This window comes from Sporosarcina sp. Y352, from assembly GCF_056786535.1.
On the sequence record NZ_JBXCJE010000003.1, the window covers coordinates 170,856 to 194,147 of the forward strand.

The following is a 23,292-nucleotide window of genomic DNA, read 5'->3' on the forward strand; positions in this document are numbered from 1 at the left end:
AGTTCCTGTATTTACAAACAAATGCCTGTTATGCTTTTGGAGGTGTTCCTTCAGCGTTTGATACAACTGCTTCGATTTGGACTAAAGCATCTTTAGGTAAAGCTGATACGCCAAGTGTTCTTCGTGCAGGAACACCGCCTGGGAAGAACGTTGTGTAAACTTCGTCTACAGCATCAATATCTGTGATATTTTTAAGGAAGATATTTACTTTAACCACATCGTCCATAACGTGGTCTATACTTTCTAAAATTGCCTTGATATTTTTTAAGCACTGTCCAGCCTGCTCTTTTACACCGCCAGCTATCATTTCACCAGTTTTCGGGTCCAAAGGTAATTGAGCTGAAATGTGATTGTAATGAGAAAACGCTACAGTTTGTGTAGATAGAGAACTCTTTGGTGCATTTTCAGTGTTGTTTGCCTTTATGATGATTCCATGCCTGTCTTCAATAGCTTGTGGGGGTGTACCATCTCCGTGTGACACCACTGCTTCAATTTGTACCAAAGCATCCATTGGTAAAGCTGAAGCTGCAACTGTTGTCCGTGCAGGTACATAGGCTGCGGTCCTGGCGATAGCCGTGTCTGGGAAAAATGTTGTATAAACTTTGTTTACGACTTCAATATCCGAGAGGTTTTTAAGGAAGATAGTAATTTTAACAATATCGTCAAAAGGAACGTCGATACTTTCTAAAATTGCTTTGATATTTTTTAAGCACTGTCCAGCCTGCTCTTTTACACCACCTGTAACCAATCTGCCTGTTTTTGGATCGATAGGCAATTGAGCTGAGAGATAATTGTAGTGAGAGAAAGCCACGGTTTGTGTAGATAGAGGACTTGTAGGTGCATTTGCCGTGTTGTTTGTAAGCTTTATGAGGTCGCCTGCTTGTGGAGCGTTTGGAATTGAACCTTCACCGTGAGAAAGAAGTGCTTCAATTTGCACCATAGCATCCATCGGCAAAGCTGCAACTTCAACTGTTGTACGTGCAGGAACATAAGTTGGGAAGAATGATTTATAAACTTCATCTACAGCGTCAACATCTTTTATATCCTTAACGAATACCGTGATTCGAACAATATCGCTCATAACATGATCGATGCTGTCTACAATTGCCTTGATATTGTTAAAGCACTGTTCAGCTTGCTCTTTTATACCACCAGCTACCAATTTACCTGTTATTGGATCGACAGGCAATTGAGCTGAAAGATTATTGTAATGAGAGAAAGCTACGCTTTGTGAATATAGACCGTTACCGTTCGGAGCATTCTCCGTATCTTTTGCTGATACTGCGTTATAACCGCTCATGAAAGTATTCCCCTTTTAGATAAATTTTTTAATTACGATTATCCCCTTGTACATGTAAAACTATATAGTAAGTATACCCATTCCAAGGACGATGACCGGTATTTTTTTCTTTCTTGGACGAAAATCGTGAGTAAACGACGCTTCAACCAAACTAGACAACGCAATCGCAAAGCAACATTACAAACAAAGTTTACAACATGCTAAACAACGCTCACTCAATACCCCACAACCCGAAAAGGATACCCCTCTATCGGAGTGTCCTCTTAAACTATTTCTGCCAACAGCAGCTCATATATGCGCTTCATCTCTTCCTGCATCGTCCACTGATCGACCGCGAGCCATCTGCAATGGATGGCATTTCCTTCAAGCCTTGTCATTCCGGCCTTCAAGCCTTCTTCGACCCGAAGTGTTTCCTGTAATGCATGGACGTCGACAACTGCGGCTTTCGGTGATACGAGCCAGATTGAACCGATATACATTGCATCTTCCAGTACTCCGATGTCGCCAAGTGCCGCTTCTTTCGGTGAGAAATGCAGGGAGTCAAAAGCAATTAATTCGTCCTCGACAAAAATCTTGAAATTCGTATGGAACGTTTGATAATCAAATATCTCGCCGCGCTTTTCGCGCCCTGGGGCAACGATTTCACCCCATAATACAGTTGCATCGCGTGCGATTCGAAGCGTCGTGTCGCCTCGGAATTTCGCATTTACAAATGGAATAATTACTTCTGGCATCCATTCGAGGCGCGCCCGGGCTTCTAGTTCGACGTTAATGTTCTGCACGCAAGTATCTCCCGTATACGAAGGATAGATCTTTAAAGCGGACTGCTGAACCAATCTTACACTGCTATCCGGTGCAAGTTTCACTGTAATGTCATTCCGATCCCCGGCAACCATCCCGCCAGACGACTCCATTATATAAACGGTCGCTTTCGGGTCTTTTCCTACGTACAGTTCACGACTCGCCTTCAATGGGGGTTGTTGGAAAACATGAGGCATTCGCGTGTAGCCTCTTCTAGGTTCAAATTTTAAATCTAGTTTTCCGTGGTGGATAGCACGAGACGGATTAAGCATTTGAACCAGCGGATCCCGCACCCTCTAGTAGCATATTGTGCTGGATCCAAGTGACAACTTGGTCGACGTTTTTCTGTGTTCTTACATCAGTGAAAATGTACGGACGTCCGTTACGCATTTTTTTTGCATCGCTGTCCATAAGATCGAGATCAACGCCAACGTATGGTGCAAGGTCTGTTTTATTGATCAATAATAGATCGGAACGCGTCAAAGCTGGTCCGCCTTTTCTCGGAATATCCTGGCCTTCTGCTACGTCAATGACGTAAATATAGCCGTCAACTAGCTCTGGGCTAAATGTAGCGGACAAGTTGTCGCCGCCGCTTTCCACGAAAATAATATCAAGGTCTGCAAAGCGATTTTTCAGCTCATCGATTGCTGCAAAGTTCATCGAAGCATCTTCGCGGATTGCCGTATGTGGGCAACCTCCCGTTTCAACGCCTACAATGCGATCCTCTTCAAGTACACCGCTATTTATTAAAAACTGAGCGTCTTCACGTGTGTAAATATCATTCGTAATGACCGCTACATTATATTCTTGATGCATCGCACGTGTAAGTTGATCGACGAGCGAAGTTTTGCCCGATCCAACTGGTCCACCGATGCCGATACGTACTGGTTTCATTTAGTTAAACTCCTTCCATTCAATCACGAAATAAACAATCTTGAGAACAAATACTCATGCTTCATAGAAGCAAGTTCTATACCTAACGCATTATTACTAATGTCTTCTTCCGTCAATGTGGAAACTAATTCTGCTGCTTCCGACACCTGTTCTATCAGTTCATAAGTCGCCTGCACACCGGTAGTTTGTCCGAACGGCACCGCACGGACCGCATTTTGGACGAGGCCGTTAAGCGATGCGAACAAATACGTCATGACCGCATGATGTGCACTGACGCCTGTTGTTGCACTGTAAATACCATAGAGTATGGCGTAATGTCCTTTAATCTCCTTCGAATCAATACGGGCTTTCCAGTCAACAAGGAAATCATCCGTCCCAAGTGGGGACACCGTTTTAATGAACTGTCTACCAAGTTTCACACTTGCTTCACGTGACTCCTTCGCAAGCTTGATTGCCCCGCATAATTGCTCCAAATAGAGAAGTCGCTCGATGTTCTGTTCCTGAGCCGCAGCATATGCTTCTTTGATCAAAATCGCATCTCCGAACACCAAATTTTGGAAAAGAAACGATGTACAATAAGCTACCAAGTCCTCTTTCGTCCGGATTTCATCTTCCTGAATATACGTCTCCATGCCATATGTCTGCGTAAAAGACCCTATTGGAAACGCGGAATCATGAATCTGTATTAACCGTAATAAGACAAGATCAGTGAGAGTGTCCGCGGTATTTGAATGGTTGTTTGAATCGTCTTTCAGTTGTTTCATATCCGACACCCACTTCATCTAGCAATTTATTCAACGTATGATCTGCACGCACAATGACTTTGTTTTCCTCGATTAATGCCGGTGTGTGGCGGTTACCAAGTTCGAAAGCCGTTTTACCCATTTCCGTCATGTTTTTTGGGCTAATCACGATAACTGGCTCCATTTTTGTACGAACGGCAATACGACGTACGTCATCCTCGAATAAGATATCGCCATATTGTAACGGCTGATGTTCGTGGTGATGATGATCGTCGTGGTCATGATGCTCGTGGTCATCATGGTGTTCCTGTTGTTCAAGTGATAACGCTATATCTGTACCTTGATCTGTTTCTTTTCGCAGAATGCGTTTACTCAACTCTTCCCAGTCAAGCTCAATCCACTCTGTCTTTTTACCGGCAATTTCTTCTTCCGTTCCGATGTTACCAATGACTTTAGTTATAAGCATTCAGCATTCTCCTCTTCAGCATGTTCAAATAGGGCGAGGTCGAAATAGCTGTGCAATTTCCGGCCAGCCATTTCGACCTTTCCTATTGATCACATTCGGTAATTTTCAAAAATTAAAACAAGAAGTAACGTTGTGCCATCGGGAGAACGCTTACCGGTTCACATGTAGCAAGTACGCCGTCAATTTTCACTTCATACGTTTCAGGATTAACGTCAATTTCTGGCGTTTCACTGTTATGTTTCATGTCTGCTTTACCAATGTTCCGGCAGTTTTTAACAGTACCAATCATTTTCTTAAGGCCTAGTTTTTCAGGAAGGCCTTCTTCTACTGCAATTTTCGGAAGGAACGTCATTGCCGAGTGTTGCGGTGCTTGTCCGTGGAAACCGTACATTTGACGACCCATCACCGGGTTTGGTGTTGGAATCGATGCGTTTGGATCTCCCGTCATTGCGTAAACAGCAATTCCGCCTTTAATGACGACTTCTGCTTTCACGCCGAAAAATGCAGGCTCCCAAAGGATAATATCCGCCAGTTTCCCTTCTTCGATTGAACCGACTTCATGGCTAATTCCATGTGCAATCGCCGGGTTAATATTTAATTTTGAAATATAACGTTTTACGCGGAAGTTGTCGTTGTCTTTTCCTTCATCTTGTGGAAGGGGGCCGCGTTGCATTTTCATTTTGTTTGCTGTTTGGAACGTACGCATTGTTACTTCACCCACACGCCCCATCGCTTGTGAATCGGATGACATAATACTAAGAATACCTAGATCCTGCATAATGTCTTCTGCTGCGATTGTTTCAGGACGAATACGTGAATCTGCGAATGCTACATCTTCGGGTACATCGTGTTTCAAATGGTGACAGACCATAAGCATGTCTAAATGTTCATCAATTGTATTTGTCGTAAATGGTTTTGTCGGATTCGTCGATGCCGGCAAGATATTTGGGTATGCAGCCAATTTCAGTTGGTCTGGCGCGTGCCCGCCGCCTGCTCCTTCTGTATGGAAAATATGGATGACACGACCGTCAATTGCCTCAATCGTATTTTCAACAAAACCTGCTTCATTGAGCGTATCGGAGTGAAGTGCGACTTGAATATCGTATTCATCTGCAACGATAAGACTCTGATTAAGAGCATCTGGAGTCGCACCCCAGTCTTCATGAATTTTCATACCGATTGCACCCGCACGGACTTGTTCAATAATCGGTTCCGTCGTGGATGCGCTCCCTTTTCCAAGTAAGCCAACGTTGATTGGTAAATCTTCAACCGCTTGTAACATTCTGTGAAGATGCCACTCGCCCGCCGTCAAACTCGTTGCTTTCGAACCTGCGGCTGGGCCTGTCCCACCACCGATGAACGTAGTCGTACCAGCGTTAAGTCCAGTTTCGACTTGCTGAGGGCTAATGAAATGAATATGCGTGTCGACAGCACCTGCTGTTGCGATGAGTCCTTCACCCGCATATACTTCTGTTCCCACACCGATGATCATATCCTGATCTACACCATCCATCGAAAGCGGATTTCCTGCTTTTCCCACACCGATGATACGGCCATCTTTAATACCAATATCTGCTTTTACAATACCTGTATGGTCAATAATCATAACGTTCGTAATGACTGTATCGAGAACACCTTCAGCGCGAACATTTTTACCGTTTTGCCCCATCGATACGCGAAGTGATTTTCCTCCACCGAAAACACCTTCATCACCGTATGATGTATAATCTTTTTCAATTTCAATCCAAAGATCCGTATCAGCAAGACGCACTTTATCGCCTACTGTCGGACCGAACATTTTGGCATATTGTTCGTGTGTTACTTTCATTTATCCTCGGCTCCTTTAAATCCTGCTTCTGCTGCTCTATCTAAAATTTCGTCCTTATTATGCGTAGAGCCTTCCGTCAAATTATTCAGTCCGAACACGTGGCGTTTTCCGCCGAACTCAACTAATTCAACTTCTTTCTCTTCGCCTGGTTCAAAACGCACGGCAGTACCAGATGGGATATTCAAATGCATACCAACCGCCTGTTCACGGTCGAATTCAAGATATTTATTAACCTCGATGAAATGGAAATGAGATCCGACCTGTATCGGACGGTCACCAGTATTTGCAACGCGTACTGTTTTCACCGGGCGTCCAGCATTTATTTCAATCATGCCTTCAGCTGTTCTAATTTCTCCTGGAATCATTGTTAAAGCCTCCTATTATTGAATTGGACGGTGCACCGTCACAAGTTTTGTTCCATCTGGGAATGTACATTCTATCTGCACGTCACTGATCATATCGCCGACGCCTTCCATTACATCCTCAACCGTAAGCACCTGTTTTCCTTCGCTCATCAGTTGCGCAACAGTCTTGCCATCACGCGCCCCTTCCATAATGTAGTGGCAAATTAGTGCAATTGACTCTGGGTAATTTAACTTAACTCCGCGTTCCTTACGCTTAATTGCAAGTTCTCCTGCAACGTGCAATAGCAATTTTTCCTGTTCAACCGGTGATAATTTCAATTCAAAGCACCTCTTTTTTTAATTAATAAAAAAACCAAACCTTTTAGGATTCAGAAAATTGACGCAACTAACGTTCTCATTACTTCTTTTAATTTAATTTGCATGAATATGCCATTTTGGACAACCGTCCAGTAGATCGGGCTTGCGGAATTTGTCGAAGAATGTCGTTGATTAAACTATTATATCGGGTTATGGTTTTTTTCAACTTAGGACCGCATTATGGTTTCCACGCTGTCAACTCAACGGATGTATAAATGCTTTATACGACATCCAGAGGTTGTCCGACGGGGTTGTTTGCCAAATTAAATTAAAATCCATAGCTTTTTTTCTCCTTTTTGAAAACAACATTGGTGTCATTTAATTCTACATATACCATCATTTGTATTCTTTCCTTTTGTATACATTGTGTTCATATAATTTTTCTTTGGATATTAATGTTAAGATACTATTATGAAGGATTAATTGATGTAGCTAAACGTAATCCGTTCCAGAACACCCTTTATCAGAGTCATATTCTCACCATGGAAATGTATATAAAAGTGTTGTTGGAATACCAGAAGCACCTATCCAGCTTGGAAAAAGAGATAGATGCTTCGGCAAAAGATATTGCAGAATATAAGATTATCCAATTAATTCCGGGCATCGGAGAAAAGATCGCGGCAACGATTATTTCCGAAATCGGTGAGATTGATCGGTTTAATCATCCAAAGAAACTGGTTGCGTTCGCTGGAATAGATCCGAGTATCTTTGAATCCGGCAGGTGGACAGTCACGAGTTTTACACCATCTGGAAACGTCGCTTCTACTTGCACATCGTGAATCATATCGGCCACGCCTTCCATGACATCTTCGACCGTTAAAATCGTTGCACCATATTCCATTAACTCTGCAACGGTTTTACCGTCACGGGCCCCTTCTAAAATTTCATGCGTAATCAAGGAAACTGCTTCCGGGTGATTCAGCTTCAGTCCTCGTTCTTTTCGACGCCTTGCCAAATCAGCTGCCACAACAATTAATAATTTTTCTTGTTCTCTAGGCAACAAACGCATACAAATTTATCCATTTCTTCACAATAAATTACTTTGATTTTTTCCAGCTAAATAATATATGATTAGCTCATCCATCAATTTCCATATACATCAATTTTTATGCATGAACTTTTAATTCTTTATTTAATTTATTAAAGGGCTAGTTGTATAATCAAATGCAACAACTTAAAAGATGAAAGGTCACAGATAAACCGTAGATGATTAAGTCGACTAATGGACTAACCTAAATAACGAAACAATATAAAACACCTTCGATATGGGTATACTTCAAAAAAGTATTTAAATCGAAGGTATTTTTGCGTGGGCAAAAATGTATATTCAAGTGAAATCAAATGGGCTGTTGTAAAAGAAAATATGAGGCGTTACTAACACTGACAGAACGAAAAACACGTAAAGAAATCATCGTGAAAATCGATGCGAAAGCGAGTGAGGCAGTGACGAAAGCGATGACAAAAATCCAAAAACACTATGGTTCTCTTTTTTCTTCCGTTTTCAAAACCATCACCTCCGACAATGGGTCTGAGTTTGCGGAATTAAGCCTTTCACTCAAAAGAGAGAAGATTGAAGACTACTTCACTCATCCATATACTTCTAGTGAACAGGCACGAATGAGCATCATAATGGGTTGATTCTTCGATTTATTCTCAAGCAAAATGTATATCCATCGTCATATTACGGTTTTAATAGGGTTTCATCATATTGTTGCATTTAATATTGCATTTTAGGAAATTTATTAAGGGAGCTTTTTTATGCAAAAACATCTAACTGCAAGCAATGTGCTTACCATGTTTTCCGCTTCATTAAAAGGGATCTCGCAAGTTCTATTAATTGAAAATGCCATCACCGGTCTTATTGTGCTTGTAGCCATTTCTCTCTATTCCGTCCCCTTAAGCATCATGACCTTCATCTCCTCGTTTATCGGTACAGTTACCGCAAAAATAGGCGGGGCCAACGAAAAACTGATTTCTCAAGGTTTATTCAGCTTCAACTCAGCTCTCTCCGGTTTAGCAACGGTGATTTTTTTAGAAGGAAATCATCTTTGGATCATCGCATTGTTCAGTGCCGTGATAGCTGCCATATTCACAGCAGGGATGATGCATTTAACAAAACCATTTGATGTCCCTTCTCTTACCTTTCCTTACATCATTTTTACCTGGTTTTTACTGACTGCTTCACATCGTTTACAGTTTTTCGAAGTGATTAATTCTCTCGTTCCGCAAGGTCTGGCTTATTGGCATTTGGATATCTCTGGTCCCGTTGATTTGATAAGCGGCTTTACGAAAAGTTTTGGACAAATATATTTCCTTGATAATATTTGGAGCGGTCTTCTCATTCTAGCCGGCATTTTTTTTGCTAGCAAAAGACTCGGTATGCTCGCTATATATGCAACCATTATTTCCTTGCTGGCTGCTTATTACTTAGGAAGCGAACACTCTTTAATGAATTCTGGATTATACGGATATAATGCCATATTAACTATTTTTGCCGTTTCGGACGTTTTTCATAACAACAAGAAATTAGTTCCTATTTCTGGTTTGCTTGCAGCGGTAATATCTGTGCTAATCACTGCAAGTCTGGATAGCTTTTTACTGCCCTATGGTCTGCCGCCCCTCACTATGCCGTTCGTCTTAAGCACATGGCTGTTTTTATTTGCCCGAAAACTAATGCCTAAACTTTAAACATTGAAGTTGCCCCAAAGTCCTATATTCTAGGGTCCTGGGGCAACTTCGCATGCCCATCAACCTAAGTTAAAATCATATCCCCAAAACGTATAACACTATGCTTATCATATGAATTTTACGAGGTAGGGTGATGTTGTTAGACGAAAGATGTCATTTCGGAAGAAATCAAACTTTTTATACAAGAACTACAACATTTTTTATCACCGACCGTCCTAGAAAAAATGTCGAAAGAAACTGGTTTTGTCAGGCGAGATTATAAGTATCAGCGAATAGCTTATAGCCCTTCGTGTCTGTTCGGTAGGAAGTCGCGAGTACAACGAACCTTCAACATAGTATTATTACCATTGATAAAATGAATGGCATGCAATTCAAATTAATTACGTCCGGTTATTGAAAAAGCTGAATAATAATTATTAATCCAGGGAATTACTCAAGAGGAATATTTCTAAAAGGAGGAATATAATGTCTTTCGAAAACGAACTAGAAAAATTCGAATTAGAACCTGTATTTGAGGAACGGCTTTATGAACGATACGAATTTACGGTCACAGTTCGAGGTGATGAATTTAAGGGGCATTTTCACAATGAGGAAATTCAATGGTTTCAACCACACCCGAGACAAATGCTAGGTGACGATAAAACCGATACTTTAGAAAAAAGCATCTATAAGCTGATGAACGAACATCGTACGGCTAGCGAAGGAAAAGACGTCGAACTTACCCTAGCATTTGAGGGAAAATTGCACGAACGTCTACAATTTACAATCCAAATTCAAGGGGAAGAATATAAAGGCTTTGTCCATGAAGGGGAAATACAGTGGTTCCATCCTCATCCTCAACAAGAGCTTAAAAATGAACACGTCCAAGCAATCGAGGTAGATATTCATGAAAAGGTAGCCGATCAAGAAAAAGAATAACAGAGACCCGTATATTCAGAAGTTCGTCTGTTCTTTTTCACAAAAAGCTCTCACGCTATTTATTTTTTCTGCCATCCGGCATATCCATGGTTTTCTCCAACAACTGAGTGATTCCTTAGCTTTCTTCGTACCAATCATTTCTAAGTCAAATCCATTTTTAATAAATACTTGAGAAGGACCTTTACCGCTCTGATTTTCTTTGACAGCTGATACTTTAAATTCAGGTTTATATTGGACAGCGCAATCTGAAACTGAGTTTACATTAGGATTCGTTTCTAATAATCTACTTTGGTGTTTATTGAAAAGAATTTCACTTATTGAAAACACTCCTGTCAGGATATTTGACTTCAGTATACCTAAGCTTTTAGACAGAAAAAACCCCAAATGGTAGACACTTTTTTAAAAGTGTCTACCATTTGGGGTTCAGTTCTTTTAATGTAAAGGCAGCTTTTTTTATAACTAAACAGCACACGTTAGTTCAATATGGCTATGTTAACTTATTCTATCTTCACGGATGGATTTAAAGAGTCTTGTAGGCTGCATGCACGGTAGGTTATCATAACATCGATTTTGAGAAGTATTTTTCTTCAAATCAAAGACCAACCATACTATTAAAAGTACGGAACTCCTAAATTCACAATCTGCAAAAAAAGAAGATCAGATTTCGCCGACCTTCACAATGTTCTTGTAATACTTAACTTGCTATACATCGCTATTACCTTTATATTCTCTCGTTTCCACATCTAATTCCTCAAAACTGGGATTTTGAATTATTTCTCCAATTCAGTCATTAAACCAGCCAGTAGAATATCTTTTCTTGGTTGATCTGCATGAATGATTCTTTCATACTCCCTTTGATAATCTAAAAGTGATTTCTTAGCCATCATTATCTCCCCCCTTTAGCTACTTCTCTTTTGGCACGAATTAGTGTGCTTTTAAAAACCCCTGTGATTTCTCCTACTTGCGTACAGGAATTCACTATCAACAGCTGTAAACGTGTACTACTTGCTTTTTAGTGATTTTCTTCGGTCTACTTTCACGGAAATCAGGATTTTGCTTCGCAATGGTTTTACCCTCTGCGGACGATTCGCTATAGTTCTAGTGAATTTCCCTTACTAGATATAGAATAATATAAGATATTTTTTTCGTGTGTCAATTTAAGCCCCTCCTCCTGTTTTTTAAGATTCATTTCTATATTTACTATATCACTGCTGTTGCGTAACTAATTACTGAGCTCCCCCATTGAATTCCTATATTTCGGAATGTAGAAAAAGATGGCATTCCCTTATTTTGATTGCTAAAAACGGTCTAATAATATCTTTTGGGCTGCACTACAGTTAAATCTGCACAGACACTCTTTACTCACTTTCCCACCAGTCATCACTTCGTATAGCATTGGGAATGAAAGCTCTTTATTTAACAATTGTAATCGGGCAATTCACATGTTTCATTACTTTGTGACTAACGCTACCGAGTACCATTTCTTGAATAGTATTTAAGCCACGACTCCCGATGACAAGTTGGTCAATTTCTTTTGAATTCACATACTTTATTATTTCTTGACTTGGATTCCCTTTTAACATGGTAATCTTCGTCCTTACTCCGACGTCTTTTGCTAATTCTATAATAGGAAGCACTTTTTGCTCTCGTTTTAATGTTAAGCTCTCTGGACTTTGGGATAATAGCCTCTCATCTCTCGCCTTATTAAAATCCGCTACATAAATAACTTCTAAATGCGCCCCAGGTAAGTATTGGACGAGCGTAATGGCATATTTTGCTGCACGTAAAGCATTTTCTGACCCATCAATTGCTACAGCAATCTTCATGTAGTTTCCTCCCCTATGTTAGCCGTTTATACAATTGTTCACTTGAAGAATTTAATCCTTCAATCTGTACCTTCACACCTTTTTGCTCAAGCTTTTGTTTCACTTTATATATTGCACCTACTGCCGATTCATCCCACAGCTGACTATTTTCAAAATTAATGACGATTTCATTTTCTGAAACGTTGTCGAATGACTGAATAAATTTTGTAGTTGACGCAAAAAATAAAGGACCTTTCACCTTATATTCATCCAAATCATGCGTTACTGTTACACGAGAAACCTTTGCGACAAAGAATAGCGCACTTAATATAACACCAATAACAACACCAATCGCTAAATTATGTGTATATAAAATAATCGCAACTGTAATGAGCATTACAAGTGATTCCGATTTAGGCGCTTGTTTCAAAAACTTAAACGAACCCCAATTAAATGTTGTAATACTAATCATAATCATCACCCCGACAAGAACGGGCATCGGAATTTTGATAACTACATCTCCTAAAACGATAATTAAAAACATTAGAAATACACCCGCTGTAAATGTCGATAAGCGGCCTCGTCCACCTGATTTAATATTTATGATTGATTGACCAATCAAAGCACAACCTGCCATCCCACCAAAAAAACCAGTGATAAAGTTGGCGATCCCTTGTCCACGTGCTTCTTTATTTTTATTACTCGACGTATCAGTCATATCATCCAATACTTGGGATGTCAGTAAGGATTCCAATAAGCCGACAATAGATAAAGCCAAAGAATAAGGTAGAATAATTTTCAACGTTTCAAGGTTAAGTGGAATATCTGGAAAGAAAAAAACCGGTAATGAATTTGGCATTGTCCCCAAATCACCTATTGTCTGTAACTTCACACCACTGATAAGCGCAATACAAGTCATAACGACAATCGCAATAAGAGGTGCAGGAATGGCCGTGAAAAATCGTGGAATCGCGTACACTAAAATTAATGTAACAACCGCAAATATATAGGTCATACTGTTTGCCCCAAGTAAATATGGCATTTGCGTAATAAAAATCATAATCCCTAGTGCATTCACAAATCCAAGCATGACGGAGTTTGGGATGAAGCGCATTAAATTCGCAACACCAAGTCCTCCAAGTATTAATTGGATAATTCCTGTTAAAATTGTGGCTGCAAGGACATATTGTAGACCATGATCCGCCATTAAGCTGACAAGCACTAAAGCCATCGCACCTGTCGCAGCTGAAATTAAACCAGGTCTGCCACCTACAAACGAAATAATGACCGCAATTGTAAACGAAGCATATAACGCGACTCGTGGATCTACACCCACAATGAACGCAAAAGCCAAGGCTTCAGGAATGAGTGCCAGCCCTACAACAATACCTGCTAAAATATCGGCACGCACATTCCCAAACCACTGTTGTTTTAAAGTATTCATACTGTTCCCCTCTCATGATGTCTAAAATTACAAAAAAGCTTATACCAATGTTAGAATATTAATATCTTATCATTTTTAGTCCCATAAGTGAATAGTTTTGGGAAGTTAGGAGCGGAGAAATGAAATACGGATATATCCGACCAATTGTTATGGATCAACAATGCACCCATCAATTAAATGAACTTTTCATCGATACATTATTTAAAGAGACACATGGACTTGCAAGGAAAAGAACAGAACTTGAACACCTATTAATGACTGTCCAAAAACATGACGAACTGTTCATCCAAAATATTGTAGTATTAGCTGATTCCCTGCAGCAGCTTTTAGATATTTTACGATTAGCAGAACGAGATCAAATCACCATTCACTTCGTCGATGAACAATTAACCAATCAAACGATACAAAAAGCTTCACTACTTGAAAGTGCTACTTTTTTTTCGAATTTACAATCTAAATTTCTAAGCCATTCTTCTACTTTTACGCTACAAGCTGCTAAACATCAGGGCAAATCGATTGGTCGTCCACGAAAATCAGATGACAATTTACAGCTGGCTTTTGCAATGTATGACAGTAAGACTTATACGCTATATGACATAAAAGAAGCGACTGGAATTAGTAAGTCTACTTTATATCGTTATTTGGATGACCGCTCTACATTGTTATCCGATGAGAAAAAGTATTAGAATCAAAGCAAAATCTCTTGTACCCTCATAAGGAACTTAATTTTTGCGTAAGTGTTCTCGATTCGTTGGTTGCCACGCTTTTTCTTATAGGATATTTCTGCTCAGACGATGACAACGTTCAAATAAATAGCCACTATCACGAGCAACACCAAAGTCATCTTCATCATCGTTAACCGAGAAAGGAACTTTTCCATATTCCATGCTTGATAGTAACAGGGCTACGAATAGGGGCATTGTGAACCACATTAACCTAGCCAGTCTCTTATTTTCCCACTGTTGAATTCGATTGCCGATGAAATAGATAGTCACAGTCTACGACACACGCATACTTCCCTACTTGCGGAGGCCAGTGTGGATTGTTTACCTGAAATTATGGCTAGACTCGGTCACAAGAGCGATAGGACAACGACAGAAATATATTTGCACGTTATTAAAGAATGAAGACGTGAAGCATCCTAGAAATTTGGTTCTCGTATGAGGACGCAAAAAACCAATCAGGATATAGATAACTGATTGGTTACATATGCTTGTATTAACATCCAAATTATAGAACGGCATCAAATTGGTACCAGATTAAAAGAAATCCCTCAAAATCATTGATACCATAAGGTTTCAATTCAATTTCACTTTTATATGAATTATAGTAGATATCCGTTCACCTTTCTATATTTGTGTTAAAACCTTTATGGAACAGGCTTAAGAATGACTCGACTTGATTAGTTTTGTACTGTTTTATATGGTTTTATATAACTCAAGGCATCAAAAATGGCATCATTGCATCATTAAGTTTCTCTATACAAAGTTAAATGGAATTATTTTATTCTAGAACTAATCAAGAATTATCGTCAATAATCGTTTAATTTTAATTACAGTAGATTATTGGTTACTTTTCTTCCGATGACAACATATACATACAAAGAGCGACTCCTCATTAGAATGAAAAGTTAGTTCAAATCTGAACCTGTATATTCTAATTCTGTGAGCCGCGTCGTTAATATAATCAGTTGACGTTCAAATAAATTCTCAATTATTGCTGATACTCTATGATATGCAGAAGTTCTGAAACTTTTATCAACCCACCACACGCAATGCTTGTTAACAAAAGGATCCTTATTAATCACATCTGAAAACCCCTAGCTACTTTAACTATTCTTTATGGTAGGGAATAAGACGTTATTAACGATGGGTTCTTTATTCATTTTTGGAGTTTTTCCTAGATTTCAATTGGGGCTTCTTACTTGTATCTAATTGGTTTTTGTTGACATTTAACTCCTTTAATCTATAGTAGCAGGAAATATTTTCATCTGAATATTCCCTGCCCCACTTCATATAGACTTTTATATAGTAATCTTAATTTGCAAAAACCAATTGTACCCAAAAGTATAACAATGTCAACGTTACGATTGTTGTTATGGGTATGACAATCAGCGATACGCTTAAATAATCTTTCCAAGTAACTTTAATCTTATTTCTTCTTAAGATACTCATCCAGATTAGGGAAGCAAGTGTACCAATAGGTAACAGTAATGATCCCATATCGCTACCTATAATATTTGCAAGATAGATAGTCTTTAATGTGATTGGATCCAGCCCCATTTCAGTTAAGGTGATTGTCCCAATCATTAATGCCGGGTGATTATTAAAGATATTCGAAAGGATTGAAACTAGACCTCCCATGATAAAACTCGCTTGAAGTAATCCTTGATTTACAATTGGTTCACACCATTGCACTAACAATGCTGTAAGTCCCACATTATGCAGACCATAAATAATCACATACATTGAGAAAGCAAAAATTAAAATGTGCCAAGGAGTTTTTTTCAAGATATCCACTGGGTTAGTCCGTAAATGATACCATCTCCACAAAAGCAGGCTGGCCGATCCAAGCACCGCGACAATTTCAATGGGTATATTGACAAAAGAGGCGACAAAAAGAAGGCAACGCATTACAAAGACAAACATCAATATCTTCATCATAAATTTTGTACGTTTTTGTTTTGTTTCAACAGAAATTTTTGTTTTCAAAGGGTGGAAATTTTTAGTGAAAAAGGCTTCTTCTATTTCCACGGCAGAATTAGGCAGTTTTTTCGGTAGTTTACTCCTTACTACCATATACATCAAACCCGACATAAACAACAATCCTATTGTTGCTGGGACAAACATCATAGCCGTATGCATCCATAGTGACATTTGAACAATTTCCAAAGCGATCAAGTTGACGATATTACTTACGCCGATTGGCGCACTGGACGCAGTCGCAATAAGTGCTCCGCTTAGCAGATAGGGTATTTGTTGATGGGGTTTTAATTGAAGATTTTTGAGTAATAGAATTAAGATAGGCGTTGTAATTAAGATACTCCCATCATTATTAAACAAGAGTGTCATCAAAAAACATAACAACTGGATATACCAATATAGACGGTGACCTGAACCCTTCGATAAACTAGCAAGTCTTGCAGCTGCCCAGTGGAAAAAACCGAAACTCTCTAGTATGACAGCCATGACAATCGTAGCCATGATGGTTATGGATGCCCCACCAATTTTATCGATGATATCCACAACGTCTGCTTGCGATACTATTCCTGTTAGTAGAATTATGGCTGCACCAATCGATGCCGGCCACGCCTCATTCATTCCTCTAGGCCTCCAAAATATGACTAGCATAGTCGTTAAGAAAACCAAACTGGTGATACCAATTTGAAAACTCATACATATACATTTCCTTTCTTTTTTTTTGTTTGTCCGTTTCCTTGTATGTATATTCACTTCAATCGAATAGAAACAGGATGTATGTCCAAACCCATTGAAATATATATTTTTTAATCTGCAGAATTTCCCCATTAAAATGGACAACTGTTCGGAGCGTCGATTTCATGCTCACAAAACATATCTATAAGAAGAAGGCTAACAACTTAGAAATCTTGTCCAAAAAAAAATAGACTGTCGATAGTTTCTCGTCAGCCTGAAAAGGGTTACCCTTCTTACTATTTCATTATAAAAACGAAATTCAAATTAACCGCCGTTAGCATTAACAGAATGTACCACGGATTTACACCCCACGTATTGTCTTAACATGGTGAATGTTTAGAAAAACAACATTCTCCCTAGCTGTTTGAATCTCAACGATTTGATCTTCGACATTATTTACTTTCCCTAAGAAACTTTTATTCCCATCAGCATTAATTACAACAATTTTATTTTTGAACTTTTCAACTTGGGCCTCAAAATTGCTTGCTAAAGAATCATTATTCGATTGTAAGGTAATGGTTTGGTTATCCACTTCGTAAGGTCTTTCATTTTGAGCATAAGGAATTAGCCACTTCAGATGATTTATTGAAATATACATCGTTTTATATACGGGAGATTGGAATACGAAATAATTATTCATGATACCCGTAATATAACCATGCAGGGGCTGATCTCCCGTTATATAGATTTCAATATTCTTACCTTTCGCTTGTGTAAGAACCTCTCCAAAAGTTAAATTTTCTTTATTTTCTCCCGTAGTGATACTAGGAAACCCTTTAGGTTCCTCTATTTCATTTTCAATATCATGATCAACCTTGAAGTTTTGGATATGATTTAATGGAATGTAGACAAAATCTGTCCCGTTAAAAAGCACAATCATATCGCTTCCTAAATCAATAACAGTACCATGAATTATTTTTTTCCCAGAAACTTCGATTTGCAAAACTTGCTTGATAAGGCTTTGAATAATCTTATTCAAGTCCATTCCTCCTTCTTAAATTACTATTGAAATCCCATTAAAAATTGACTGAACAAACTATGGTGATTTTTATGCCTAGCAATTATTTTCAAAAGGCATCCAATTCACTTATAGAGCCGTCAGTCTTTAAATTCATGATACATCTTTCCTGCGTACTTCATTAAAGCAAGGTACTGCTTTTCGTCTGTTGGATTTATTTGTTTCTCAGTTATATGAAAGCAATTTGTTTCAGCATGCTTCATTAGGGCAAAATATTGTTTTTCTAACATTTCTTTTTCTTTTTTGGGGTTAATATGAGTTGTGGGTAGTCGGTGGGCAGATGTTCCAGCGGGGACAGGTTCTTCTTCTAAATTCACGCAATCCCAGTTTGGATACTGATCATTTAACGGTTGGATTGATGAATTAATAGGCTCAGAAAGATGTTCCCTATTTACGGTAACTTCCCCGCAAACTGGTGATTCATATTCCTTATCGAAAGTTTTATGATTTGCAATGGTATGTTGATCATTACTTACGATACTCCATGCGGATAGCAGTAATCTTTTTTTAATACATTTTACCCTTGATTGTGTGGAAACTAATTGCTTTTCCCAACTAACTTGATTACTTGATTCCAATACACCTGTATGATCCTCTTCAGGCAAAAATTCATTATTTTTTTTCAATAGATCATGTTTAACCAACCGCGATGAAGCTTTGGGATTTTCTTTAGTAACATTTTCAAATTCAGTTCCCTTATCAGCTGAATCTTCTATAAGAGGGTCATCCAGACCTTTTGTTGGTTTAGTTTCGTTTATTGTTTGAGTTTGTTCGATGACCACTTGCTCCTCAACCTGACATACTTGCATTTCTACAACTGAGGAGTCACTCTGTTCCATTGGTTCATCATCTGTATGAACAATGAAGCCCTGAATAGCTGTTTCTTGAATGATGCCTTCACGTCGCTCAATTTCTGAATCACTATTCAATATTTTTTGTTTAAGCGTTTTTAATAATAAAGCGTAGATTTCCACTCTAGTTTTCGGATCAACTTCTGGCTGTTCACTAATAACATTTTTTTCTTCCGTTACCCCTTCAGTAGACATCTTCAAAATAGGAGCTTCTACAGCTATTATGCGCTCAATTTCTTTTGTTTTTTGTGTATGATCACTGGTAATCTGTTCTTCAATAAGAGGGTCATCCAGACCTTTTGTTGGTTTAGTTTCGTTTATTGTTTGAGTTTGTTCGATGACCACTTGCTCCTCAACCTGACATACTTGTATTTCTACAACTGAGGAGTCACTCTGTTCCAATGATTCATCATCTATATGAACAGTGAAGCCCTGAATAGCTGTTTCTTGAATGATGCCTTCACGTCGCTCAATTTCTGTTTCCCTATTCAATAATTTTTGTTTAAGCATTTTTAATAATGAAGCGTAGATTTCCACTCTATTTTTAGGATCAACTTCTGGCTGTTCACTAATAACATTTTTTTCTTCCGTTACCTCTTCAGTAGACATCTTCAAAATAGGAACTTCTACAGCTATTATGCGCTCAATTTCTTTTGTTTTTTGTGTATGATCACTGGTAATCTGTTCTTCAATTTGACAATCTTTCATTTCCAATTCTTCCTGTTTTTTAATTAAGAAAATCTGTTCTTCGGATATATTGGATATATAGGATTTAGGGATATTTAGGATTTCCGAGTTATTTATTAAAGTAACATAATCATCGGATATTCTGCTTAACACCCCGAAAAGTGCCCGGTCGCTCAAATTATTAATGGATACCCAGTTATATCTTAATGCCTTCAATACATCTGCTAAATAATTTTTGTCGACATAATGAATAATTTTAGAAGAAATATATAAATCCTTAGCATTTTTTGAAAGAGCCTGAATGTGTTGGAGTGCGAAATAAAAAACGTTTTGGTTCACCTCAACAACAATGTGGTCTTGTTTAACATCTAGCAAAATCCCTTTTATAAACTGATTGTCAATTTGTAAAATACTAATCTCCTTATTGATAAGGCCGCCTAATGCTTTTTGAAACTTTTGCTCATTCAATTTCATGGCCCTCCTTTATAGAATAGCGCCGCTTCTAACTTACAGAAGCGACGAATGTATTAAAAATTAATTTATTCTTTTACTTCGAGTCTTTTGATTTATTATTATCTTTTCCTTGATTACTACCCTCTTCTGCTTTCGCTTTTTCAAGCTTGACTCCGTAGCTTATGTTACGGATGTGAAACAGGGAAACACGAATTATTTCTTCATTAGCGACAATTGTTATAAAATCATCAGCAACAATGTCCATTATTCCCTCTAGTGTTTCTGGTCCCCCGCGGTTAATTTTTACCCATCGAAGTGTTAATTTCCCCAATACACCCTTAAAGTCTTTAGCTTGAATGTACGTAAAGTTTTCTGGAATTTCAACGTCGAGTTGCACTTGATCTTTTGCATTATAAGTTAGGCTTTTGATGTGCTGTGTATTGTAATAAATAATTCCTTCGTCGGCGTTTAGCAAAGTAATGTAATCCTCTTCAACTGCCAGCAACTTACCGACACGTGATTCAGGTCCTCCTCTATCGACTTTAATCACTCTATCAACTAGCGAGTGTATCATTTCCGTATTCATAAATCTCCAACCCCCCTTTTATAGTCTCCTGCTATCTATATGTATCGTGGGTTAGTCTAGTGATGGTCAAAAGCCCAGTTTAGAATAATGGGTCAAGTACAAAAGTCTTTAATTTCAAATTTGGGTAAGCCATTATATAGAAGAAAGCACAAAAGGACCCCTAAGTTGCCGCAGAATCATTCGGTAAATCATACTTAGCTCTCGAAAATTGAGGTGGTAGATTCAAACTAAGCGAACACTCTTGGTTATCAAGTGGGTTCGCTTAGTTTCTTTTATATTGGGCTAATCATAATTAGGTGGTGGATAGGCAACATAGTAGACTCTATTTTGTATTAGGTAGATTGCCGACACAGTAAAAGTATTATTGAATACACTGATACTAGACTTAAAAAAAGGTGGGATATAAATGGCAAAGAAAAAGAAAGGTAGAGCTAGTCGTTCTTCATCGTCAGGCTCGTCGTCATCACATTCTTCATCGTCAAGATCGTCGTCATCACGTTCTTCATCGTCAAGATCGTCGTCACCACGTTCTTCATCGTCAAGATCGTCGTCGTCACGTTCTTCATCGTCAGGCTCGTCGTCATCACGTCGTAAAAGTCGTCGTTAACTATCAGAAATAAAATACTTTCGCTTGATCAATCACTCATTGATCAAGCGAAAGCATTTATCATCATCAAACAATAGTTGGCAAATCACTTGATAAGCGGATTGAATAATAGAAAGGAAAGAGGTTTATGCCCTATCTAATTCCATCTTATTCTTTAAAAATCGAGGAAGAAAATTTAGAAGAATTACGGGGAGATTTATGGAACAATGAACCTGTTCCTGCTGATTTGATAGTGGAGGGTGTCACCTATGATATCGACATTGCCTATCGGGGCTCTTATACACGAAAATTTCGTAAAAGATCTTATCGGATTGAGTTCATAGATCCAAAAACATTTTCCGGGGCCCGTGAAATTCATCTAAACGCTGAGTACAAAGATCCCTCTTTCATCCGAAATAAGCTTTCTTTCGACTTCTTCCATGACCTCGGTGTTTTAGCACCACAAAGTCAACATATTAATTTATCCCGCAACGGCACTCATAAAGGTGTCTATCTACAATTGGAATCCGTTGATGAATTTTTCTTGAAAAAGAGAGGTCTTCCAATGGGTCCTATTTTTTATGCAGTGAACAATAATGCCAACTTTTCCTTGATGAGGGATGAAAAGATGAAAGCGTCGCTTCTTTCAGGTTATCAACAAGCGTTTGGAAAACAATCGGACAATGACATCCTCCAAGAACTTATTGTTAAAATAAACACCATACCACTTTCTGATTTCTCTAATGAAATTTCCCAGTATATTAATATTGATACTTTTTCACGCTGGCTCGTAGGAGCTGTATGCACAATGAATAATGATGGATTCACCCACAACTTTGCGTTATACCATAATAGTGAGACAGGTTTGTTTGAAATCATTCCTTGGGACTATGATGCAACTTGGGGTAGAAGAATCAACGGAGGAATCATGTCGGCCAATTACGTTCCAATTGAAGGTAAGAAGAACAATCATCTCCTCTACCTTCTTATGCGCGTCCCAGCATTTCGTAAACTTTATAGAAATATCTTGGAAGAAGTTTTGGATACTAAATTTACAGTTGACTATATGGAAAGTAAAACAGTTGCACTACATGAGGCCTTACGACCACACATCCTTCTTGACCCTTACAAAAAGAAGGCTATAGATATATTCAACAGCGAACCCGATTTCATCTATCAATTCATTCGTGATCGCAACAGCTATTTGAAAAAACAACTAGTGAATTTCAAATAAACGAGCACTCTCTTTATCGTCCTTTATTCGATAAATATATTGATCGAAAACCGCAGAAAGGAGATAGTTTGGTGTTACCAATATGTATAAAAGATACTGAAAAGTACGGTAGAGGGGTATTTGCTACACGCGATATTAAAACTGGTGAACTCATTGAGGTATCACCTGTTTTAACATCAAGTAAAGATGACTGGAAGTATCTAAAGAAGACAGTACTGGATGATTACTGCTTCTCTTGGGGTGACAATTACGAACATACAGCAATTGCTCTTGGATATGGATCGCTTTATAACCACTCTTATACTCCAAACGCAATGTTTACTAATAATATAGACAATCTGTCTATCGACTTCTATGCAATTTCTGATATTGATGGTGGCCAGGAAATCACTGTCGATTACAATGAAGATTCTGAAGATAAATCACCATTATGGTTCGATGTTATAGATTAATAATTTTAGGGTTACACATGATAACAACTTGTGTAACTCTTTTGTTTTCAAAATGAACAGTGCATACTTTAATATTCGACATGCTTTGAATTTGCACTGACTGTTGCTGCAGCCTTCCTTATTACCGCAATTGTCCTGTTTAGTTCATCCTCAAAATTCCCGATTCCTCCAAGTTCAACAACGAGGAGAGAAGAATCGAGATCCTGATTGTATTTCCCATCTAATTTTCGTTTCTAATATTTCTATTCCTTCTTTCAGAAACACACCCGTTAGTCTGACTCCAGCGACCACGGTGCGTCGCTCCCTTACAGGAAGCATTCATGGGAGATTAATCCTACGGAGGCATGATTTTAAATCGATAACACTTTACAGAGAATAGTGA

At 38.5% G+C, this 23,292-nt stretch carries 22 protein-coding genes and 3 pseudogenes; 8 read left to right on the forward strand and 17 right to left on the reverse strand.

The window, feature by feature from the left end; genetic code table 11:
- Positions 1 to 28: 28 nt before the first annotated feature.
- The 8 genes from AC1TO6_RS06330 to ureA form a co-directional block, all read right to left on the reverse strand.
- Entirely contained in the window at positions 29 to 1,300 is a 1,272-nt protein-coding gene (locus AC1TO6_RS06330; RefSeq protein ID WP_482100766.1) for a RidA family protein, read from the reverse strand.
- Between the two features lie 263 nt (positions 1,301 to 1,563).
- On the reverse strand, positions 1,564 to 2,298 hold the full coding sequence (locus AC1TO6_RS06335) for an urease accessory protein UreD (protein WP_482100767.1): 735 nt from the start codon (positions 2,296 to 2,298) through the stop codon (positions 1,564 to 1,566).
- A gap of 67 nt (positions 2,299 to 2,365) precedes the next feature.
- Positions 2,366 to 2,995 carry an urease accessory protein UreG gene (gene ureG / locus AC1TO6_RS06340; RefSeq protein WP_482100768.1) on the reverse strand — a complete coding sequence of 210 codons (630 nt, stop codon included), beginning with the start codon at positions 2,993 to 2,995 and terminating at the stop codon, positions 2,366 to 2,368.
- Between the two features lie 23 nt (positions 2,996 to 3,018).
- Positions 3,019 to 3,759, reverse strand: coding sequence for an urease accessory protein UreF (locus tag AC1TO6_RS06345; protein ID WP_482100769.1), 741 nt, complete (start codon positions 3,757 to 3,759; stop codon positions 3,019 to 3,021).
- Positions 3,701 to 4,204: an urease accessory protein UreE gene (locus AC1TO6_RS06350; protein WP_482100770.1), complete on the reverse strand. Its 504-nt coding sequence runs from the start codon at positions 4,202 to 4,204 to the stop codon at positions 3,701 to 3,703. The genes AC1TO6_RS06345 and AC1TO6_RS06350 overlap by 59 nt, the downstream gene beginning before the upstream one ends.
- Before the next feature lie 112 nt (positions 4,205 to 4,316).
- Entirely contained in the window at positions 4,317 to 6,032 is a 1,716-nt protein-coding gene (gene ureC, locus AC1TO6_RS06355) for an urease subunit alpha (protein ID WP_482100771.1), read from the reverse strand.
- On the reverse strand, positions 6,029 to 6,397 hold the full coding sequence (locus AC1TO6_RS06360; RefSeq protein WP_482100772.1) for an urease subunit beta: 369 nt from the start codon (positions 6,395 to 6,397) through the stop codon (positions 6,029 to 6,031). Before AC1TO6_RS06360 ends, ureC begins: the two co-directional genes overlap by 4 nt.
- Before the next feature lie 15 nt (positions 6,398 to 6,412).
- Positions 6,413 to 6,715 carry an urease subunit gamma gene (gene ureA, locus AC1TO6_RS06365; protein ID WP_207151922.1) on the reverse strand — a complete coding sequence of 101 codons (303 nt, stop codon included), beginning with the start codon at positions 6,713 to 6,715 and terminating at the stop codon, positions 6,413 to 6,415.
- 470 nt (positions 6,716 to 7,185) lie between these two features.
- On the opposite strand from ureA, the pseudogene AC1TO6_RS06370 reads away from it, so the two are divergent.
- Positions 7,186 to 7,488: pseudogene (locus tag AC1TO6_RS06370) on the forward strand (transposase); the annotation flags it as partial.
- Here the strand turns inward: AC1TO6_RS06370 and AC1TO6_RS06375 are convergent.
- A complete protein-coding gene (locus tag AC1TO6_RS06375; RefSeq protein WP_482100773.1) occupies positions 7,416 to 7,763 on the reverse strand; it encodes an urease subunit gamma in 348 nt (115 codons plus the stop codon). The pseudogene AC1TO6_RS06370 and the gene AC1TO6_RS06375 overlap by 73 nt on opposite strands.
- Before the next feature lie 344 nt (positions 7,764 to 8,107).
- Between AC1TO6_RS06375 and AC1TO6_RS06380 the strand changes: the two are divergent.
- The 3 genes and pseudogenes from AC1TO6_RS06380 to AC1TO6_RS06390 all read left to right on the forward strand — a co-directional run.
- A pseudogene (locus AC1TO6_RS06380) lies at positions 8,108 to 8,412 on the forward strand (IS30 family transposase); the annotation flags it as partial.
- Positions 8,413 to 8,512: 100 nt separating this feature from the next.
- Entirely contained in the window at positions 8,513 to 9,442 is a 930-nt protein-coding gene (locus AC1TO6_RS06385; RefSeq protein WP_482100774.1) for an urea transporter, read from the forward strand.
- Positions 9,443 to 9,907: 465 nt separating this feature from the next.
- Complete coding sequence (locus tag AC1TO6_RS06390) at positions 9,908 to 10,360, forward strand: hypothetical protein (protein ID WP_482100775.1); 453 nt, start codon at positions 9,908 to 9,910, stop codon at positions 10,358 to 10,360.
- A 15-nt stretch (positions 10,361 to 10,375) separates the two neighbouring features.
- Here the strand turns inward: AC1TO6_RS06390 and AC1TO6_RS06395 are convergent, their stop codons facing one another.
- From AC1TO6_RS06395 to AC1TO6_RS06405, 3 genes are all read right to left on the reverse strand, one after another.
- Entirely contained in the window at positions 10,376 to 10,744 is a 369-nt protein-coding gene (locus tag AC1TO6_RS06395) for a hypothetical protein (RefSeq protein ID WP_482100776.1), read from the reverse strand.
- A gap of 1,028 nt (positions 10,745 to 11,772) precedes the next feature.
- Positions 11,773 to 12,186: a universal stress protein gene (locus AC1TO6_RS06400; RefSeq protein WP_482100777.1), complete on the reverse strand. Its 414-nt coding sequence runs from the start codon at positions 12,184 to 12,186 to the stop codon at positions 11,773 to 11,775.
- A 13-nt stretch (positions 12,187 to 12,199) separates the two neighbouring features.
- Positions 12,200 to 13,609 carry a SulP family inorganic anion transporter gene (locus tag AC1TO6_RS06405; RefSeq protein WP_482100778.1) on the reverse strand — a complete coding sequence of 470 codons (1,410 nt, stop codon included), beginning with the start codon at positions 13,607 to 13,609 and terminating at the stop codon, positions 12,200 to 12,202.
- Positions 13,610 to 13,728: 119 nt separating this feature from the next.
- Here AC1TO6_RS06405 and AC1TO6_RS06410 point away from each other — a divergent pair, with 119 nt between their 5' ends.
- Positions 13,729 to 14,295 carry a recombinase family protein gene (locus tag AC1TO6_RS06410; protein WP_482100779.1) on the forward strand — a complete coding sequence of 189 codons (567 nt, stop codon included), beginning with the start codon at positions 13,729 to 13,731 and terminating at the stop codon, positions 14,293 to 14,295.
- A gap of 84 nt (positions 14,296 to 14,379) precedes the next feature.
- Here AC1TO6_RS06410 and AC1TO6_RS06415 read toward each other — a convergent pair whose 3' ends face one another.
- A complete protein-coding gene (locus AC1TO6_RS06415; protein WP_482101020.1) occupies positions 14,380 to 14,604 on the reverse strand; it encodes a hypothetical protein in 225 nt (74 codons plus the stop codon).
- Here AC1TO6_RS06415 and AC1TO6_RS06420 point away from each other — a divergent pair.
- Positions 14,599 to 14,736 (forward strand): annotated as a pseudogene (locus AC1TO6_RS06420) (tyrosine-type recombinase/integrase); the annotation flags it as partial. The gene AC1TO6_RS06415 and the pseudogene AC1TO6_RS06420 overlap by 6 nt on opposite strands.
- Positions 14,737 to 15,645: 909 nt before the next feature.
- Here the strand turns inward: AC1TO6_RS06420 and AC1TO6_RS06425 are convergent.
- From AC1TO6_RS06425 to AC1TO6_RS06440, 4 genes are all read right to left on the reverse strand, one after another.
- A complete protein-coding gene (locus tag AC1TO6_RS06425) occupies positions 15,646 to 17,004 on the reverse strand; it encodes an arsenic transporter (RefSeq protein WP_482100780.1) in 1,359 nt (452 codons plus the stop codon).
- A 340-nt stretch (positions 17,005 to 17,344) separates the two neighbouring features.
- Positions 17,345 to 18,022 carry a DUF2642 domain-containing protein gene (locus AC1TO6_RS06430; RefSeq protein WP_482100781.1) on the reverse strand — a complete coding sequence of 226 codons (678 nt, stop codon included), beginning with the start codon at positions 18,020 to 18,022 and terminating at the stop codon, positions 17,345 to 17,347.
- Between the two features lie 119 nt (positions 18,023 to 18,141).
- Positions 18,142 to 20,067, reverse strand: coding sequence for a DUF2642 domain-containing protein (locus AC1TO6_RS06435; RefSeq protein WP_482100782.1), 1,926 nt, complete (start codon positions 20,065 to 20,067; stop codon positions 18,142 to 18,144).
- 79 nt (positions 20,068 to 20,146) lie between these two features.
- Entirely contained in the window at positions 20,147 to 20,638 is a 492-nt protein-coding gene (locus AC1TO6_RS06440) for a hypothetical protein (protein WP_482100783.1), read from the reverse strand.
- Positions 20,639 to 21,372: 734 nt separating this feature from the next.
- Between AC1TO6_RS06440 and AC1TO6_RS06445 the strand changes: the two genes are divergently transcribed.
- On the forward strand, positions 21,373 to 22,458 hold the full coding sequence (locus tag AC1TO6_RS06445) for a CotH kinase family protein (protein ID WP_482100784.1): 1,086 nt from the start codon (positions 21,373 to 21,375) through the stop codon (positions 22,456 to 22,458).
- Positions 22,459 to 22,529: 71 nt separating this feature from the next.
- Positions 22,530 to 22,910, forward strand: a complete 381-nt coding sequence (locus tag AC1TO6_RS06450; RefSeq protein ID WP_482100785.1) for an SET domain-containing protein — start codon at positions 22,530 to 22,532, stop codon at positions 22,908 to 22,910.
- Positions 22,911 to 23,292: the final 382 nt, after the last annotated feature.